This window comes from Streptomyces triticisoli (assembly GCF_003270085.1).
Taxonomy (GTDB): Bacteria; Actinomycetota; Actinomycetes; order Streptomycetales; family Streptomycetaceae; genus Streptomyces; species Streptomyces triticisoli.
The window spans coordinates 23190-40936 of sequence record NZ_QFDQ01000116.1 but is presented as its reverse complement, the minus strand read 5'-3'; the positions used below and the strand labels follow the sequence as shown (position 1 = coordinate 40936).

General features: G+C 71.8%; 10 protein-coding genes and 2 tRNA genes. 9 read left to right on the top strand and 3 right to left on the bottom strand.

Going from position 1 to position 17747, the window contains the following annotated elements:
• Positions 1-209: 209 nt before the first annotated feature.
• Positions 210-1454, top strand: coding sequence for an SCO2400 family protein (locus tag DEP02_RS35875; RefSeq protein WP_438947774.1), 1245 nt, complete (start codon positions 210-212; stop codon positions 1452-1454).
• A gap of 77 nt (positions 1455-1531) precedes the next feature.
• On the opposite strand, the gene DEP02_RS17670 is transcribed toward DEP02_RS35875, so the two are convergent.
• Positions 1532-4468, bottom strand: a complete 2937-nt coding sequence (locus DEP02_RS17670) for a SpoIIE family protein phosphatase (RefSeq protein WP_232839171.1) — start codon at positions 4466-4468, stop codon at positions 1532-1534.
• Between the two features lie 499 nt (positions 4469-4967).
• Here DEP02_RS17670 and DEP02_RS17665 point away from each other — a divergent pair, with 499 nt between their 5' ends.
• Genes DEP02_RS17665 through DEP02_RS17655 form a run of 3 tightly spaced genes read left to right on the top strand, consistent with a single transcriptional unit; the run spans position 4968 to position 11890 of the window.
• The gene (locus DEP02_RS17665) at positions 4968-6425 is read left to right on the top strand and encodes an aldehyde dehydrogenase family protein (protein ID WP_112468486.1); all 1458 of its coding nucleotides are present in this window, start codon (positions 4968-4970) and stop codon (positions 6423-6425) included.
• Between the two features lie 43 nt (positions 6426-6468).
• The gene (gene eccCa, locus DEP02_RS17660) at positions 6469-10452 is read left to right on the top strand and encodes a type VII secretion protein EccCa (RefSeq protein ID WP_112468484.1); all 3984 of its coding nucleotides are present in this window, start codon (positions 6469-6471) and stop codon (positions 10450-10452) included.
• A gap of 7 nt (positions 10453-10459) precedes the next feature.
• Positions 10460-11890, top strand: coding sequence for a DUF6177 family protein (locus DEP02_RS17655; RefSeq protein WP_112468482.1), 1431 nt, complete (start codon positions 10460-10462; stop codon positions 11888-11890).
• Positions 11891-11918: 28 nt separating this feature from the next.
• Here DEP02_RS17655 and DEP02_RS17650 read toward each other — a convergent pair whose 3' ends face one another.
• Positions 11919-13061, bottom strand: a complete 1143-nt coding sequence (locus DEP02_RS17650; RefSeq protein ID WP_438947773.1) for an acyltransferase family protein — start codon at positions 13059-13061, stop codon at positions 11919-11921.
• 549 nt (positions 13062-13610) lie between these two features.
• On the opposite strand from DEP02_RS17650, the gene DEP02_RS17645 reads away from it, so the two are divergent.
• Positions 13611-13805 (top strand): hypothetical protein, encoded by a 195-nt coding sequence (locus DEP02_RS17645; protein ID WP_112468478.1) that lies wholly within the window; start codon positions 13611-13613, stop codon positions 13803-13805.
• A 74-nt stretch (positions 13806-13879) separates the two neighbouring features.
• On the opposite strand, the gene DEP02_RS17640 is transcribed toward DEP02_RS17645, so the two are convergent.
• Positions 13880-13950: transfer RNA gene (locus tag DEP02_RS17640), tRNA-Gly, on the bottom strand.
• Positions 13951-14184: 234 nt separating this feature from the next.
• Between DEP02_RS17640 and DEP02_RS17635 the strand changes: the two genes are divergently transcribed.
• The 4 genes from DEP02_RS17635 to DEP02_RS17620 all read left to right on the top strand — a co-directional run bounded on the left by DEP02_RS17635 (position 14185) and on the right by DEP02_RS17620 (position 17619).
• A tRNA-Pro gene (locus tag DEP02_RS17635) sits at positions 14185-14261 on the top strand.
• 193 nt (positions 14262-14454) lie between these two features.
• Entirely contained in the window at positions 14455-15900 is a 1446-nt protein-coding gene (tig, locus tag DEP02_RS17630; protein WP_112468476.1) for a trigger factor, read from the top strand.
• A gap of 282 nt (positions 15901-16182) precedes the next feature.
• Positions 16183-16788, top strand: a complete 606-nt coding sequence (locus DEP02_RS17625; protein WP_112468536.1) for an ATP-dependent Clp protease proteolytic subunit — start codon at positions 16183-16185, stop codon at positions 16786-16788.
• 150 nt (positions 16789-16938) lie between these two features.
• Positions 16939-17619, top strand: coding sequence for an ATP-dependent Clp protease proteolytic subunit (locus DEP02_RS17620; RefSeq protein ID WP_112468474.1), 681 nt, complete (start codon positions 16939-16941; stop codon positions 17617-17619).
• The last annotated feature ends 128 nt before the right edge of the window (positions 17620-17747 follow it).

Here is a 17747-nt window from a genome sequence, read left to right as displayed (position 1 = left end):
GAGCACGGCCTTCCGAGTGGTTCACGCGGGCTATCGGGTCGGCTCCGTCCGAGCGTGAGGAACGGCTGCCGGCTGCATGAGGATTCCAGGAGCGCGGAGGCGAGGAAAAGCAGTACGCGCTCGTACGCCGGCAAAGAGGCGACCGCCCTCTCGGGTACGCAGAAACCCCGGCCGCCGACCCGGAGCGCGGCATCGCCTTCGGCTACGTGATGAACCACATCATCGGCGGCCCCGACGATGTGCGTGCGGCTTCGCCGGTCGCCACGGCCGGATCAACCGGTCCCGACAGCTCTACGCGCTCCCCTCTTGCCCAGGCCCTGTCAGACACGCAAGGGCCCGGGGAATCTGCGCAGGAGCGTCGCACGGGCTGCACACAGCCTTTCGAATTCCTCGTTAGCGTGACTGACCACTCGATCCCACGTGTGAACGTGACCAGGCCGTGGCCCCGGTGGGCCGACGGCGCAAGCAACCCAGGAAGATCGCAGATGGACTACTGCTCCTCGTGTCGTCGGCATCTCAACGGCGCCCTGGTGTGTCCCGGGTGCGGCGCCTACGCCCCGGACATCGCGCCGCCCGCCACCGGCACGCGCACCGGCTCTCCCTGGGGCGCCGCCCCGACGACGACCTGCGACGCACCCGGCGTCACGCATGCCGAAGGGTCCGGAGGGTCCGGAGGGTCCGGAGGGTCCGGAGGGTCCGGAGGGTCCGGAGGGTCCGGAGGGTCCGGAGGGTTCGAGGCCCTCGACGCATGGCACGACGGTCCCCTGCATGGCGCAGCAGATCCCGGGCCCGGCACAAGCACGGCCGCGGCCGCGGCCCCGGCCACAGGTGTCGAGGACATGCCGCCCGCGCAGCAGGGACGGGCGGCACGGCGTCGCCAGCTGGCGCGCTGGAAGAAGAACAAGCGCCGGGCCGCGGTCGCGACCGCCGTCGCACTCGTCGGAGGCGGCCTGACCATCGCCACGATGGGCCGTGACGCCACTGACCGGGCACAGGCGGCCACAGCCCCGGACAACCACAGAGGCATGGGCTTCGCGGAGGAGGAGCAGACGTCCCAGCACCCTCCTCCGGCGCCGACACCGCCCACCACTCACCGGGAGTCATACACCGCTCCCGAGCACACCGTTCCCGAACACATCACTCCCGAGACCCAGTCACCGGCAGTCCACGCCCCGCGGCAGCAATCCCTCCCGGCCCCCCAGCACACCACGCCGCCGATCGCCCGGCCGCACGACACCGCCTCTCCCCGCCCGGCCGCGCCGTCGGCCCCGCAGCCGCAGAACACCGCCCCGTCCTCGGGCGACACGGCCCCTGACCGCACCGGTACGACAACGGAGCGGCCCTCGGCCCCCGCGGCCCCCGGCGGCACGAGCTCCGGCACGTCCCGGACCGACCCCGCACCGGCATCGACGTCACCGGCACAGCTCTGCCTGCTCGTGGTGTGCCTGGGCTGACTGTGGTGACGACAACCGGGCAACGGGTTTCAGCGGCACCGACCGAATCCGTGTCCCGGCATCCGTCACGGCGGCCGTCACGGCAGGGGCTGTTCCGCCCAGATGACCTTTCCGTCGGTGGTGTAGCGGGTGCCCCACCGTTCGGTGAGCTGGGCGACGAGGAAGAGCCCGCGGCCGCCCTCGTCCTCGCTCCTGGCGCGGCGCAGCCTGGGTGAGGTGCTGCTGCCGTCGGAGACCTCGCAGACGAGCGCGCGGTCGCGGAGCAGCCGTAGCCGGACCGGGCCGGTGGCGTACCGGATGGCGTTGGTGACCAGTTCGCTGGCGACGAGTTCGGTGGTGAAGACCAGGTCGTCCAGCTCCCAGGCGGTGAGCTGCGCGGCGATCTCCGCGCGGGAGCGGGAGACGACCGTCGGGTCGCTGGGCAGGTCCCACTGGGCGACCTGTTCCGGGCCGAGCGCGTGGGTACGGGCGACGAGCAGGGCGACGTCGTCGCCCGGCCGGGCCGGGAGCAGTGCGTCGAGGACCGCCTCGCAGGTGTCCTCCGGAGCGCGGCCGGTGCAGGAGAGCACGGCGCGCAGCATGTCCAGGCCGACGTCGACGTCCTGGGACCGTTTCTCGATCAGGCCGTCGGTGTACAGCACCAGTTGGCTGCTCTCGGCCAGCTCCACCTCGACGGTCTCGAAAGGCATCCCGCCGAGCCCGAGCGGCGGCGTCGGCGGCAGGTCGACGAACTCCACCGTGCCGTCGGGCGCGACCACCGCGGGCTGGGGGTGCCCGGCGTGGGTGAAGGTGCAGCACCGGGACACCGGGTCGTACACGGCGAACAGGCACGTGGCGCCGATGATCCCGGCATCCGGGTACGTGGGTTCCACCGCCCAGCCCTCGCCCCGGTCGAGCCGGCTCACCAGGTCGTCCAGGTGGGTGAGGAGGTCGTCGGCCGGCAGGTCCAGCGAGCAGAAGTTGTGCACGGCGGTGCGCAGCCGGCCCATGGTGGCGGCGGCGTGCAGTCCGTGGCCGACCACGTCGCCCACCACCAGCGCCACCCGGGCGCCGGACAGCGGGATCACGTCGAACCAGTCGCCGCCCACTCCGGCCTGTGCGGGCAGGTAGCGGCAGGCGACCTCGACGGCGCTCGGCTCGGGCCGGCCCCGGGGCAGCAGGCTGCGCTGCAGGGCGAGAGCGGTGTTGTGCTCGCGTGTGTAGCGGCGGGCGTTGTCGATGCAGATCGCCGCGCGGGCGGCCAGTTCCTGGGCCAGGGACAGGTCGTCGTCCTCGAAGGGGGCCGGTTTGCCGGAGCGGTAGAAGCTCACCACGCCGAGGGTCGCGCCGCGGGCCTGCAGCGGCACCGTGATCAGGGAGTGGATGCCCGCCGCGAGGATCCGTTCGCCCCGCGCCGGATCCTGGGCGAACCAGCCGTGGGCCTCGGCCAGGACGGGTTCGAGCACGGACTGCCGGCTGTCCAGGCTGCAGGCCTGCGGTGTCGACGGCGTGAACCGTATCTCTTCGCCGACGCCGTACAGGGGGGAGTCCTCGTCCACGGTCCCCAGCGCCACCCGGCGCAACGCGGTGCCGTCGCGGAACGGCTCGGGCTCCTCGCCGCGCAGCACGGCACCGGGCAGGTCGACGGCGGTGAAGTCGGCGAACCGGGGGACGGTCACCTCTGCCAGCTCCTCCGCGGTCCGGGTGACGTCCAGCGTGCTGCCGATCCGCAGGCCGGCCTCGTGCAGCAGCTCCAGGCGCCGGCGGGCCTGCAGCGCCAGCCGGCCGACGCCGGTCTCACCGACGAGCAGCGGCCAGCTTCCTCCTCCGTCGCCGTGGTCGTCCGCTCCGGTCCGGACTCGCGGGGGCGGCTCGTCGGTCGCGGGTGCCGGAGGGGGTGCGGTCGCTGCCGTACGCAGCAGGGCGGCCAGGGGTGTTCCGTCCGGCTTCGGTGCGACGAGGGATGGCGCGGGAGGGACTGCGGGAGAGGCGGGAGAGGCGGGAGGGACTGCGGGAGAGGCGGGAGAGGCGGGAGGGACTGCGGGAGGGATGCTGACGACGGCCGTCGAGGACGCCCGCAACGGCTCCGCCGAAGCCCCGGGTCCGACGGCGTTCAGGCCCGGACCACCGAGTATGCGGGCCTCGACGACCACGCCGGTCTCGCCCGCCGCTCCGGTGACCGGGCGACGCCGTAGCGTGGCGATCCGCCCGCCGGAGAGGACCACCTCGTCCAGGGTGCGCTGCGGGAAGGCGATGAGCGCCTCGGCCTTCTCCCGCAGCAGGGCCAGGTCGATCCGGCCGAGTCCCGCGCTCTCGTGTCCGGTCTCCTGGCCCGGCGGCGTGCGCTCGGGCCAGGACCATCCGGGTGCGCCGTGGCGTGCCCGCCGGTAGGCGGCGAGCAGGGCCCGTTCGCGTTCCGTGGCCTGCTCCAGCAGCCGCGTCTCGATGGCGTGAACGGCTTCGCGGGCCAGTCGCAGCATGACGGGGTCGCCGTGGTCGCGCAGGCTGGTGAGGTCGACGACGGCCTCGATGCGCCCGCTGAGCGGGTTGCGGACGGGCGCACCCGCACACGCGAAGGGCTGCAGACAGTCGGCGAAGTGCTCGCGGCCCACGACATAGAACGGGCCGCGTCCGGCCAGCGCGGTGCCCACGCCGTTGGTGCCCGAGGCCGGCTCGGAGGCGTCGCATCCGGGGGCGAACCGCACCTCGTCGAGGCTCTGGAGGAGCTTCCGGTCGCCTCCGAGCCGCTGGACCATGTGGCCCTGCTCGTCGCACAGTACGACCGTCACGCCCATGTCGGCGAGCGAGGCGGACAAATCCCTGAGCACCGGCTCGGCGGCGTGCAGCAGCCGGTCGTCCAGCCCCAGGTCGGACACGCGGGGGAACGCCATCCGGTCCGGCTCGAAGCCCGCGATCCGGCACCGCTTCCAGGAGTCGAGCACCGAGCCGCGTATGTCCGCTTCGACCAGTGCACCGGACAGGAAACGTTCATGAGCATCGACAAGGCCGCCGATGTCGTCCCACGCGATGGGCACCGGGATCACTTCCTCGCGCGGAAGCGCCCCGGCCGTGCCGCCGCTCGGCCGGTTCGGGGCCTTTCCGCACAAATTTCACCGTAGGCCCCTTATTGTATGAACCACAACACATGCCGTGTGAGGGCCGACTGGTCGCTCACGCCGTTCCGGGAAGGTTCGCGAGGGCCTCCGGTGCCCTGTCGGCTGCCGCCGGCAGGCCTGTCGGCGGTGCTGGACGACCTCCTCGGTGTCGTCGCACCGGCCGCGGTCGTGCAGACGTTCCACCACGACGGGTTCCGGGCACGGATGGCCGGACGGCCACTGACCGGTGAACAGCGCCTCCGGTGCCGCGGCACCGGCGAACCGCTTGCCGGCCCGCCCGGTCATTGGTCCGCCCGGGTCGCCCGAACCACCCGGTCGCGCCCGCGGCGGTGCGCCCCTACGGCCGCCGACCGCTCGATGGGTCATGTTGCTGACCACCGAACCGGTCGGCACCGGCTGATGCGAAGGAGGCCACGCAGTGGGCGAGCTGTACATCGACGGCGAGTGGACGCAGGCGGCGGCCGGCGGACGGCGGGATGTGGTCAACCCGTACGACGCCTCGGTCATCACCACCGTCGCAGAGGCCGACTCCACCGATGTGGACCGCGCGGTGCGCGCCGCCCGGCGTGCCTTCGACGAGGAGGACTGGGCGAACACCCCCACCCGCCACCGCGCCGACCTGCTGCTCCGTGTCCACGACCTGCTGCTGCGGGACAAGGAGGAGATCGCCCGCACCGAGACCCTCGACACCGGCAAGACGCTGGCCGAGGGCCGCTTCGACGTGGAGGACGTGGCGAACGCCTTCCGCTACTACGCCGAACTCGCGGGCAAGGACGGCGGCCGGGTCGTGGACGTCGGCCCGGACGTCCTCAGCCGTGTCGTCTACCAGCCGGTCGGGGTGTGCGCGCTCATCGCCCCCTGGAACTACCCGCTGCTGCAGGCCTCGTGGAAGGTGGCGCCGGCGCTGGCCGCCGGCAACACCTTCGTCCTCAAACCCAGCGAGACCCGCCGCACCACCCCCGAGTCCCGCCCCGTCGTCGACAAACAGCTCGCCACGGCCGCGACCAGGCCCCGCCACGGCGAGCCCCTCGCCGCCCGCGCGCTGCGCGCCGTCCGCCGTACCGTGTCCGCCTCCGCCGCGCGCGAGGTCGCCGAGGCCACCGCCACCGCCGAGGTGCTGCAGCAGGCGGTGACCACCGGGCGGCAGATCGCCGTGACCTCCATCCGCGGCGGCTCCGGCAAGACCACGGTCACCGCACTGCTCGGCACCACCTACGCGCACTACCGCCAGGACCCGGTGCTCGTCGTCGAGGCGGACCCGGCGCTCGGCTCACTGCCCCTCCGGCTCGGCGCGGAGAGCCTGCGCTGGACCACCGGCGACCTCGCCGAGGTCGTCGAACCGCAGATGTCCCTGCTCGACGTCACCGGCTACCTCGTCCAACTGCCCGACAACGCCTGGCTGCTGCCCGGCAGCCAGGGCCAGGTCGGGGCGATGCTCGACACCAAGGGCTACGAGCGGGTCATGGTGTCGCTGCGCCGCTACTTCGGGGTGACCGTCGTCGACTGCGAGACCCTGCCCGCCGAGGTCGCCCGCACCGCGCTGTCCGCCGCCCAGGCGCGGGTGCTCACCACGCCCGCGACCCTGGAGGGCGTCGCCAGCACCCACGCCGTACTGGAGTGGATGCGCGCCCTGCCCCGGGACATCACCGCCTCCACCGTCGTCGTGCTCATCGAGACCGCGCCGCACACCGGACTCGACCTCGACAAGGCCACCGAGCGGCTGAAAACCAGCGGGGTGAGCGTGCGCGTCCTGCCGTACGACCGGCACCTGGCGGCCGGCGGCCCGATCCGCACCGACCTCCTCGCCCGGCCCACCCGGCAGGCCGCGACGAGGCTCGCCGCCGAGGTCTTCCAGCTCTCCCAGAAACGCCGCTGACACCCCGTAGACGGAAAGGAAACCCGAGGACGAGGCACACACGATGAGCACCCGACTGATCCACCGCCCGGCCCGCACCACCCGGCCCCCGGCCGCACCCGAGCCGCGCACCATCGAGGCGCCGCCCAACCTGCCCGAGGGCAAGGCCGGTTCCGTCGCCACCTCACTGCTGCCGGTCGCCGGCGTGATGTCGTCCGTCGTGATGATGACGGTCATCCGCAACACCCAGTTCGCGGGACTGGGCGCGATCATCCTCGTGGTGACCCTGGTCGGCTCCCTCGCCCTGCTGCTCTCCCAGCGCGGCAAGGCCCAGCGCACCCGCCGCACCCAGCGCGAGGCCTACCTCGCCTACCTGGAGGACCTGCGGGAGGAGCTGTCCGCCGAGGAGCGGGAGCGGCGCGAGCGGGCCCAGGTGCTCAATCCGCCGCCGGACGCCCTGTACGACATCGTGCGCGACCCCGCCCGGCTGTGGGAGCGGCGCAGGCTCGACGCGGACTTCCTGCGGGTGCGGGTCGGCACCGGTGAGATGCCGGTACGGGACCTGAAGGTGGGCCGGCAGGGCTCCTCCGTGCTCACCCCGCCCGACGAGTTCATGCTGAACGAGGCCTCCGCGCTGATGGCCCGCTTCAGCACCGGCACCGAACTGCCGCTCACCGTCCCGCTCGACCGCGTCGGCAACGTCAGCGTCATCGGCCGCCGCGAGGACACCCTCCGCGTCGTCCGCGCCCTGATGGTGCAGGCCGCCGCCACGCACGCCCCCGACGACGTGGGCCTGGCACTCGCGGCCCCCGGCGACCGGATCGCCGATTGGGAGTGGGCCAAGTGGCTGCCGCACCTGCTCGACAGTGAGCAGTTCGACGGCCCCGTCGCCGCCCGCCGCATCGCGCCCTCCCTGCCCCAACTGGCCCGGCAGATCGGCCCCGAACTGCGCCGCCGCGCCTCCTACGCCGCCGAGGTGCGCCGCGGCCTGTCCGGCAAGGACGCCCTCGCCCTGACCTCCCGGCTGCTCGTCGTCGCCGACGGACACGGGGACGATGCCGTCGAACTGCCCACTCCCGACGACGCGTTGAGCCTGCGCGACCTGGGCGTCACCGTGCTGCACCTGCTCGACGAACGCGTCCAGGAGCCCGGCAGCGTGGGCGTGCGCATCACCGTGGAGGACGAGCGGGTCGTCATCGAGGACCTGCGCGAGAGCGAGCCGATCAGCGCCCACGGCACGGTCGACGAGGCCGGCGCGCCCTTCGCCGAGGGCCTGGCCCGCATGCTCGCCCCGCTGCGGCTGTCCGCCGACTCCGCGGGCGCCGCCGACGCCCCGCTGGCCGGCCCGGTCGACTTCGCCGGCCTGCTCGGCATCGACGACGTGGCCCGCCCCGACCTGGACCGGCTGTGGGCGCCGCGCGGCGAACGCGCCTTCCTGCGCGTGCCCATCGGCGTCAGCGACTCCCGCGAACCGGTCCTGCTCGACCTCAAGGAGTCCTCCGAGCTCGGCATGGGCCCGCACGGCCTGTGCGTCGGCGCCACCGGCTCCGGCAAGTCCGAACTGCTGCGCACCCTGGTCCTCGCCCTGGTCGCCACCCACCCGCCGGAGGACCTCGCCCTCGTCCTCGTCGACTACAAGGGCGGCGCCACCTTCGCCCCGTTCGCGGGCCTGCCGCACGTCGCCGGCGTGATCACCAACCTGGAGAACCAGGCCGGCCTCGTCGAACGCGTCCACGCCTCGCTCGCCGGCGAGGTCAAGCGCCGCCAGCAGGTACTCAAGGACGCCGGCAACGTCGCCGACATCGGCCACTACGCCGCGCTGCGCGCGGAGAAACGCCCCGACCTCGAACCGCTGCCGCACCTGTTCGTGGTCATCGACGAGTTCGGCGAACTCCTCACCGCCAAACCGGACTTCATCGACCTGTTCCTGTCCATCGGCCGCATCGGCCGGTCCATCGGCGTGCACCTGCTGCTGTCCAGCCAGCGCATCGAGGGCGGCAAGCTGAAGGGCCTGGACACCTACCTGTCGTACCGGCTGGGCCTGCGCACCTTCTCCGCCGACGAGTCCCGTACGGTCCTGGACACCACCGACGCCTTCCACCTGCCGCCGCTGCCCGGCTTCGGCTACCTCAAGGTCGACACCAGCCACTACGAGCGGTTCAAGGCCGGCTACGTCTCCGGTGCCTACCGCGGCCCGGTACGGCACGAGACGGAGGAGACCGGGCCGCTCGCCCTGGAGTACGAGGCGTACAACACCCTCGGCCAGGAGGAGACCACGGGAGCCGAGGAGCCGCAGGTGCGGCGCCGGGAGACCGGGCCGACCGAGATGGGTGTCCTCGTCGAGCGGATCGAGAGCGCCGGCGCCCGCACCGTACGCCGGATCTGGCTGCCCCCGCTGCCCGAGGCCGTCTCCCTCGACAAGGTCGCGGGACCGGTGGAGGTGGGCGCGCGCGGCATGCAGCTGGCGGGGCGCCGCGGCCCGCTCCGGGTTCCGCTGGGCATCCTCGACGACCCGACCAGACAGTGGCAGGGCAAGTGGTACCTGGACCTCACGGTCGCCGGCGGCCACGCGGCCGTCATCGGCGGCCCCCAGTCCGGCAAGACCACCCTGCTGCGCACGCTCGCCCTGTCCCTGGCCCTGACACACACCCCGCAGGAGGTCGGCGTCTACGGCCTGGACCTGGTCGGCGGCGGTCTGCAGGCCCTCGCCGGGCTGCCGCACGTCGGCGGGGTCGCCGGCCGCGCCGACCGCGAGCGCGCCGCCCGCACCGTCGACTCCGTGCGCGACATGCTCGACCAGCGCGAGGAACTGTTCCGCGTCCACAACATCGACTCCCTGGAACAGCTGCGCACCTTGCGCGCCGCGGGCCGGCTGCCCGAACTGGCCTCCACGGAGATCGTGCTGCTCATCGACGGCTTCGGCGCGCTGCGCGACGACTTCGAGGAACTGGACGACACGGTCGTCGACATCCTCAAGCGCGGCAGCGGCTACGGCATCCACGTCGTCGCCTCCATGCTGCGCTGGAACGACGTGCGCATCGCCACCCAGTCCCAGTTCGGCACCCGCGTCGAACTGCGGCTGAACGACCCCAGCGAGTCCAGCATCGACCGCAAGCTCGCCGAGACGCTCTCGCCCGAGGAGAAGGGCCGCGTCCTCACCGACGGCAAGCTGTTCGCGCAGGTCGCCCTGGGCCGCACCGACGGCCTCGCCGACACCGCCGACCTCGGCGCGGTCCTGGAGCGCACGGCCCGTACCGTCCGCGCCACCTGGACCGGCGAGGTCGCCCAGCCGGTCCGGGTGCTGCCGCACGTCCTGGAGCCGCACCTGCTGCCCGGCCCGGCGGCCGAGCCGCGCCGGGTGCCCATCGGCCTGGACCAGACGAGGCTGGCGCCCGTCCTGCTCGACCTGTTCGCACACGACCAGCACCTGCTGATCATGGGTGACAGCGAGTGCGGCAAGACCAGCCTGCTCAAGGCGATCGCCGAGGGCCTGATCGAGCGCTACGGCGACGACGAACTGGTCTTCGGCATCATGGACCCCCGCCGCGGACTGCGCGGTGCCGTCCCCGAGGAGTACCGCGGCGGCTACGCCTACAACGCCAGACTGTGCGGGGCCCTGGCCACCGGCATCGCCGCCGAACTGGAGAAGCGGCTGCCGGACGAGACCGCCGACCCCGCCGACCTGGAACCCGGCAGCTGGGGCTCGGGCCCGCGCATCGTGATCCTCGTCGACGACTACGACGTCCTCACCACCGCGGGCCAGCAGCCGCTCGCGCCCTTCGTGCCGTACATCCCCTCCGCCGTCGACATCGGCCTGCACTTCGTCCTCACCCGCCGGGTCGCCGGCGCCTCGCGCGGCCTGTACGAGCCGCTGCTGCAGGGCCTGCGCGAGTCCGGCGCCTCGGCGCTGGTGATGTCCGGGGACCGCAGCGAGGGCCAGCTCTTCCCCGGCGTGTACCCCAGCCACCAGCCGCCCGGGCGCGGCGTGCTGGTCCGCAGGGGAGAGCCCAGCCGACTGATCCAGACCGTCCACGCCGGGAACAGGTGAACCCCTCATGACCAAGGACGTCATCGCCCTGACCCAGAGGATGCCAGACCCGCTGAGCGTGCTCGCGGGCCTGCTCTCCGGCGGCCCCGACAAGCTGGTGGACGCCGAGGGCGACGGCGCGGTGGTGCGGCTCTGCGACGAGCGGGGACGGCCCCTCGTCTCCATCGAGGCACCGCTGCTCGTGCAGGTCAGGGGCGAGGCCCGGCGGCTGCTCGGGGCGAGTGAGCCGGAGGTGCCGTACTGGTGGACCGAGGCCCGCGCCACCACCGGCGTCAAGGAGGGCGAGGAACTCGCCGGCACTTTCGCGGCCCGGCTGGCCACGCTCGTCGGCGGCACCGCCTGGCCCCCGCGGGCCGCGCGGTCGCTGGCCGTGGTGCGGACGGACGGGGTGAGCGCGGTGCCCGCGCCGGCCGCCGCACAGCCCGCCGTGGACGTGCTCACCGACAAGGTCGCCGTCGTCATCCAGGACCGCCCGGTGGTCGCGATGACCGCCTGGCTCGCGGACGCCTTCCGGGCGGCGGCCGACGCCGAACTCGGCCTGCAGATCGTCACGCCGCCCGGCACCCTTCTCTCCCCGGCGGTGCGCGCCAACCTGCCGGGCTGGCCCTCGCGGTGGGTCGTGCAGGACGACAAGGACGGTTACTACGACGGCCTGTCCGGGGCCGTACTGGATTGGAACAACGGCCTGTTCGCGGCCGTCCAGTCGCCCGAGGCCACCGCCGACGACCCGCGCACCCCGGTCGCCGGGGCCTTCACCCGGGACATCGCGGACACGGGCGAACGCCAGCTCGCCGTCTCCTACCGCGCCGTCCACCCCGCCGACGAGCGCCTGGTCCTCGGCGGCGCCCTGGAGGCCGTGTGGCGCGAGCTCACCGGCGAGCCGCCGGCCGGCTGGGGCACGGAGGAGCCCGTCAACCTGCCCTGGTCGCCGCGGCAGCTCACGGACGTGGCCCGCGAGCGGGCACCCGAGCCGACCTGGCTGGTGGTCGTCGGCAGTCCGGAGCGCCCGGGGCTGGCCACGGTCCGTGTCTCCCGCACGAAGGGCGGCGTGGAGGAGGACGTCACGCTGGCGTTCGGCTACGGCCCCGGGGAGGAGGTACCGGCGGACGCGGTGCCCCGGGCCGCGGAGGCCCTCGCCACCCGGCACGACCTGCAGTCCATGCTGGTGCAGATCCGCAGGGCCCGCCGCGACCTGTCGGTGCCGCCGCGCTTCGAGGGCCCGGGCGTCCCGTACGCCTTCGTCCTGGGCGCCGAGGAGGTCCGCGCCCTGCCCGGCGACCGGGCCCGGCGCACCCCGCTCGCGCAGCCGCCACGCGAACTGGGCCCGCGCACCCGCCCGGCGCTGTACTACGCCTTCCCCGGCGACCCGTCCGACCTGTCGGGCTGGCAGCACTTCGAGCAGCTGATGCGACATCTCAGGGGCGACCGGCCCGCCTGAGGCGCCACACATCGGGCGGGCCGGGGCACTAGGAGCCGACGGCGACGGCCCCGGTCTTCCCGTGCTCCGGCCGCTGCCCCGCCTGTTGGCGTGCGCGGGCCTGTTCGCCCGGGTCCTGCTTGAAGGCCCACTTCATCTCGGGCTCCATCACACAGCGGAAGACCCGCCGCACGGGCTGCGTGCACAGCAGCGTGACGGCCACCGCCGTGAGAGTGGAGACGAGGAGCCAGCCGAGCGGGCCGTGCAGCCAGGTGTGGTCCACCCAGCCCCGGTAGTCGGCGCTCTTGGTGAGGAAGCCGTGCAACAGATAGCCGTAGAGCGTGCCCGCGCCGAGTGCCGTGAACCAGGTCCGGCGGCCCGGCACCCAGGCGAAGAAGCAGGCGGTCAGCACCAGCGAGCATCCGAACAGAGCGAGCGTCATGACCGGGCCGGCCCACCAGGGCGCACCCAGCTCCTGCGCGGAGGAACGGTGGTAGAACCAGGCGGTGTTCATCCGCGGCACCGCCCACCAGCCGACGAACAGCGCCGCCGCGACCACCGGCACCGACGCGATCCGCACCGAGCGGCGGCGTACGAGCGTGAAGTGCTCGGGCCCCAGCCCCAGGCCCAGCACGAAGAACGGCAGGAACTGCAGGACCCGCTGCAGGTCCAGGTCGTTGCCGATGTCCGGGCTGAGCGACGCCAGCATGGCGATGCCGAGCGCGATCGGCAGTGGCCAACGGACCAGCTTCCACAGGGGGGTGGTCAGCCGCCAGATGAACAGGGCGCACAGGAACCAGGTCAGGAACCACGGGTCGAGGAGGCTGATCTCCTGGTCCGGGCTGTGGCCGACGTAGCGCCTGAAGAGCGTGTAGACGGTCTCGAAGACGATGTACGGCACGACGACGCCGGTGACCAGCCGCTTGAGCCGGTCGGGCCGGGTGTCGAAACTGCGGGAGAAGAAGCCGGAGACGATGATGAACGCCGGCATGTGGAAGGCGTACACGAACAAGTAGAGGGCCGACAGGACCCGGCTGTCCTCTTTCAGCGGCTCCCAGGCATGCGCCACCGCCACCAGCACGATCGCCACGTACTTGACGTTGTCGAAGAACGCGTCGCGCTGCGTGCCGGATCCTCCGTTCACCTTGCCGGATCTCCCACCGGTCTCAACGGATCCGCGCGGACTCGGCACCCCGGGGGCCGGCGACTGGGCCGGGGGGAGCGGCGTTCTGTTCTGTCCGGAAGACGAAGCAGCGGCAAACATCTCAGGCACCCTAGCGTTGTCTGTGGGATTCGGTAAAACCGGGGTGACGGCCAAAAGATCGTGAAAGACCGCGGGTGCCGTTCCCGGGCACCATCTGACCAACCTCACCCCCGATGTCAGGATTGATCCTGATTAGTTGATGCGCCGGAACGCGCCCGGGCACCCCTGCCGCAACGATTTGAATTCCCTGCGAACGTGATGTGTGGACATGGAAACGATGTCTCCGAATTTCCTGTGAGGACGGAGTGGAGACCGGCGCCGAATTGCCATATGCGGCACGGTCGGAGAAGAGCCCGGAGGGGAGCCGGGAGAAGAGCGCCGACCCCGGGGTTCCCGGTGCTTGTGCCCCGGTCGTGACCGATGATGCGTCAGTCCCCGCATACCGGAGCCGTGTTGGTGGCACGATGGTTTCAGCGGGGTGCGCGGGGCTGGTGTCCCCGGGCCGGCAGAGCGGACCGACCGAGGGTGTGATCAGTTGTGGCCATTTCACTGTCCGTGGTGCTGCTGTTGGCGATCATCCTGGTGGTGTTGCTCCGAGGGGGCTCCCTCAAGGCGGGGCCGGCCATCGTCGCCGTGCTCTTCGGCTTCTTCCTCGCCTCCACGGGCATGGCCCAGCCGATCAGTCGCTTCCTGGACTCGATAGCGCAAACGATCAACTCGATCAGCTTCTGAGCGGCGTCGGTGCACCCGAAAACGATCAGGGCCGGGCAGGAGTCCTCACTCCGACCCGGCCCTGAGCCGTACAGAGCGGGCGACGGGAATCGAACCCGCGTAGCCAGTTTGGAAGACTGGGGCTCTACCATTGAGCTACGCCCGCACACAGTGTGCGCCGCGGGTCTGCCGACCGCGGCACATCAGGCATCGTAGCGGGTCGTGGGGCGTCGCCGCACACTCCGGGGGCGTGCACCAGTCCCGTACGCCGATCGCGGGCATCCGCGAGCCGTCGGGCGCGAGCCGGTATCCGCCCCCTCCGCGACCCGTGTGCTCCCGGTGCTCGGGGAGTGCGGCGGCCGTACTGCCTGCGGGCATGTACCCTACGTGTCGCACCAGACGGGGTGTGGCGCAGCTTGGTAGCGCGTCCGCTTTGGGAGCGGAAGGCCGTGGGTTCAAATCCCGCCACCCCGACCATCCACCGGCCGCCGGCCGGTGTTACCGCACGTGATCGCCTTTTGGGGCGAAGAGTGGCTGCGGTTACTATGCAAACTGCGCGCCCGTGTGTCCGGTCCTGCTGGGGCTGCGAACGCCTCCGGGCGGCGAAACATCCGCCGGAACCGTCCGGCCCCGGCAGAGTCCAAGAAGTCAGCCACAAGGAGACCGAACCGTGAAGAGCGCCGTGGAGACCCTGAACCCGACCCGGGTTCGGCTCACTGTCGAGGTGCCCTTCGAGGAGCTCAAGGACAGCCTCGACGCGGCGTACAAGAAGATCAACCAGCAGGTCACGGTGAAGGGCTTCCGCAAGGGCAAGGTCCCGGCCCGGGTCATCGACCAGCGGTTCGGCCGCGGTGCGGTTCTGGAGGAGGCCGTCAACGACGCGCTTCCGCGGTTCTACACCGACGCGGTCAACGAGGCCGAGCTGAACCCGCTGGGCCAGCCCGAGGTCGACATCACCGAGCTGAAGGACGGCGAGACGCTGAACTTCACCGCCGAGGTCGACGTCCGCCCGACCATCGAGATCCCGGACTACTCCGGCATCGAGGTCGAGGTCGACGCCGTCGAGGTGACCGAGGACGACGTCGAGAAGGCGGTCGAGCAGCTGCGCGAGCGCTTCGCCTCCACGACCCCGGTCGAGCGCGCCGCCGAGGACGGCGACGTGGTGACCATCGACCTGGAGGCCAAGGTCGACGGCGAGGTCCTCGAGGACGGCGTCGCGAGCGGCGTCTCCTACACCATCGGCTCCGGTGAGCTGCTGGAAGGCATCGACGACGCCGTGAAGGGCCTGGAGGCGGGTGGCGAGGCCACCTTCACCTCCGAGCTCAAGGGCGGCTCCGCGGCCGGCAAGGAGGCCGAGGTCACCGTCAAGGTCACCCAGGTCGCCGCCCGGGAACTGCCCGAGTTGGACGACGACTTCGCACAGCTCGCCTCCGAGTTCGACACCCTCGAGGAGCTGAAGGCCGACAGCCGCAAGCGCCTGGAGGACATGAAGCAGTTCGACCAGGCCACGCAGGCCCAGGAGCGCGTCCTGGACAAGCTGCTCGAGCTGGTCGAGGTCCCCGTCCCCGAGAAGCTGCTCGAGGACGAGATCAACACCCGTAAGCACAACCTCGAGCACCACCAGCTCGCGCAGATGGGCCTCACCCTCGACAAGTACCTGGAGATCCAGGGCAAGACCGCCGAGGAGTTCGACACCGAGACCCGCGAGGCCGCGGTCAAGGGCATCAAGACCCAGTTCGTGCTCGACGAGCTCGTCAACAAGGAGGAGCTGGGCGTCGACCAGGAGGAGCTCACCGAGCACCTCATGCGGCGTGCGGCCTCCTCCGGCATGTCCCCCGACCAGTTCGCGCAGGCCGTCGTCCAGCAGAACCAGGTTCCGATGCTGGTCGGCGAGGTCGCCCGCGGCAAGGCCCTGGCCGTCGTGGTCGAGGCCGCGACCGTGAAGGACACCAACGGCGAGATCGTCGACCTGGAGGACGAGGACGAGACCGCCGAGGCCACCGAGACCGCCGAGGCCACCGAGACCGCCGAGGCCACCGAGGCCGCGGAGGCCACCGAGGCCGCTGAGGGCAAGGCCGAGAACAAGGGCGAGGGCGAGGAGAAGGCCGAGGCCTGATCCGCACAGCACCTCCCATGCACACAGGACGGGCCCCGGGTACGTTGTGACCTGGGGCCCGTTCGCCTACCCGAGGAGCGCGGGGCCCCGGCGAACACGGCGTACGCCCCCGGCGAACACTCCCAGAACCGGGATGGCACCGCAGGGCCTGCGCGTTAGGGTCCTTGAATACGAGGGCAGGGGAGTCCCCGAACATCGCCGGACGGCCCCCAAGCCCCGGCAGAACACGTAAGACGGCCCCGTGCCGTCGTAAGACGAGCAGGTGGATACGTGACGAATCTGATGCCCTCCGCCGCCGGCGAGCCCTCCATCGGTGGTGGCCTCGGCGACCAGGTCTACAACCGGCTGCTCAACGAGCGGATCATCTTCCTCGGCCAGCCGGTCGACGACGACATCGCGAACAAGATCACCGCACAGCTGCTGCTCCTTGCCGCCGACCCGGACAAGGACATCTACCTCTACATCAACAGCCCGGGCGGTTCGATCACGGCCGGCATGGCGATCTACGACACCATGCAGTACATCAAGAACGACGTGGTGACCATCGCCATGGGCCTCGCGGCCTCTATGGGCCAGTTCCTGCTCAGCGCCGGCACCCGCGGCAAGCGCTTCGCGCTGCCCAACGCCGAGATCCTGATCCACCAGCCCTCCGCCGGCCTGGCGGGCTCGGCCTCGGACATCAAGATCCACGCCGAGCGGCTGCTGCACACCAAGAAGCGCATGGCGGAACTCACCGCCTTCCACACCGGCCAGACGGTCGAGCAGATCACCCGCGACTCCGACCGCGACCGCTGGTTCGACGCCCACGAGGCCAAGGAGTACGGCCTCATCGACGACGTCATCACCTCGGCCGCCGGCATGCCGGGCGGCGGCGGCACCGGGGCCTGAGCCGCCCACGGGGGTCGCACGGCCCCCTGAGCCGCTCCCGCGGAGTCCCCGGCCCCCGCGGCCCCGGGAGACGTCCGAGACGTCCGAAGGCCTCCGTGAAGCCCAGCCAGCCCCCAGCCGACCGCCCAGCCCCCTTCCAGGAGAGACACCGTGAACGACTTCCCCGGCAGCGGCCTCTACGACCGTACACGCGCCGAGTACACCGGCCCCGCGGCCGAGTCCCGCTACGTCATCCCGCGCTTCGTGGAGCGCACCTCCCAGGGCGTCCGCGAGTACGACCCGTACGCGAAGCTCTTCGAGGAGCGTGTGATCTTCCTCGGCGTCCAGATCGACGACGCCTCCGCCAACGACGTCATGGCGCAGCTGCTGTGCCTGGAGTCGATGGACCCCGACCGGGACATCTCGGTCTACATCAACAGCCCCGGCGGCTCCTTCACGGCGCTGACGGCCATCTACGACACGATGCAGTTCGTGAAGCCCGACATCCAGACGGTCTGCATGGGCCAGGCGGCCTCCGCCGCCGCCGTCCTGCTGGCCGCCGGCACACCGGGCAAGCGCATGGCGCTGCCGAACGCCCGTGTGCTGATCCACCAGCCGTACAGCGAGACCGGCCGCGGCCAGGTCTCCGACCTGGAGATCGCCGCCAACGAGATCCTGCGGATGCGCTCGCAGCTGGAGGAGATGCTGTCCAAGCACTCCACCCAGCCGATCGAGAAGATCCGCGAGGACATCGAGCGCGACAAGATCCTCACGGCCGAGGAAGCGCTGTCGTACGGGCTGATCGACCAGATCATTTCCACTCGGAAGATGAACAACGCCTCCGTCGCCTGACGCGAAGGCAGGAACGCCTGCCGCTCCTTGGCACGGTGCACGTCGAAGTGAACCGTGCCAAGGGGGGCCCGAACGGGGGGCCCGGCAAGGTACCGTCGACATAAGGCAGCACCAGGAGTCGCTGGACT

Excerpts from the sequence above, each read along its gene's own strand:
- DEP02_RS35875 (WP_438947774.1), top strand. The coding sequence starts at position 210 with ATGAACCACATCATCGGCGGCCCCGACGATGTGCGTGCGGCTTCGCCG.
- eccCa (WP_112468484.1), top strand. The coding sequence starts at position 6,469 with ATGAGCACCCGACTGATCCACCGCCCGGCCCGCACCACCCGGCCCCCG.
- DEP02_RS17655 (WP_112468482.1), top strand. The coding sequence starts at position 10,460 with ATGACCAAGGACGTCATCGCCCTGACCCAGAGGATGCCAGACCCGCTG.
- DEP02_RS17625 (WP_112468536.1), top strand. The coding sequence starts at position 16,183 with ATGCCCTCCGCCGCCGGCGAGCCCTCCATCGGTGGTGGCCTCGGCGAC.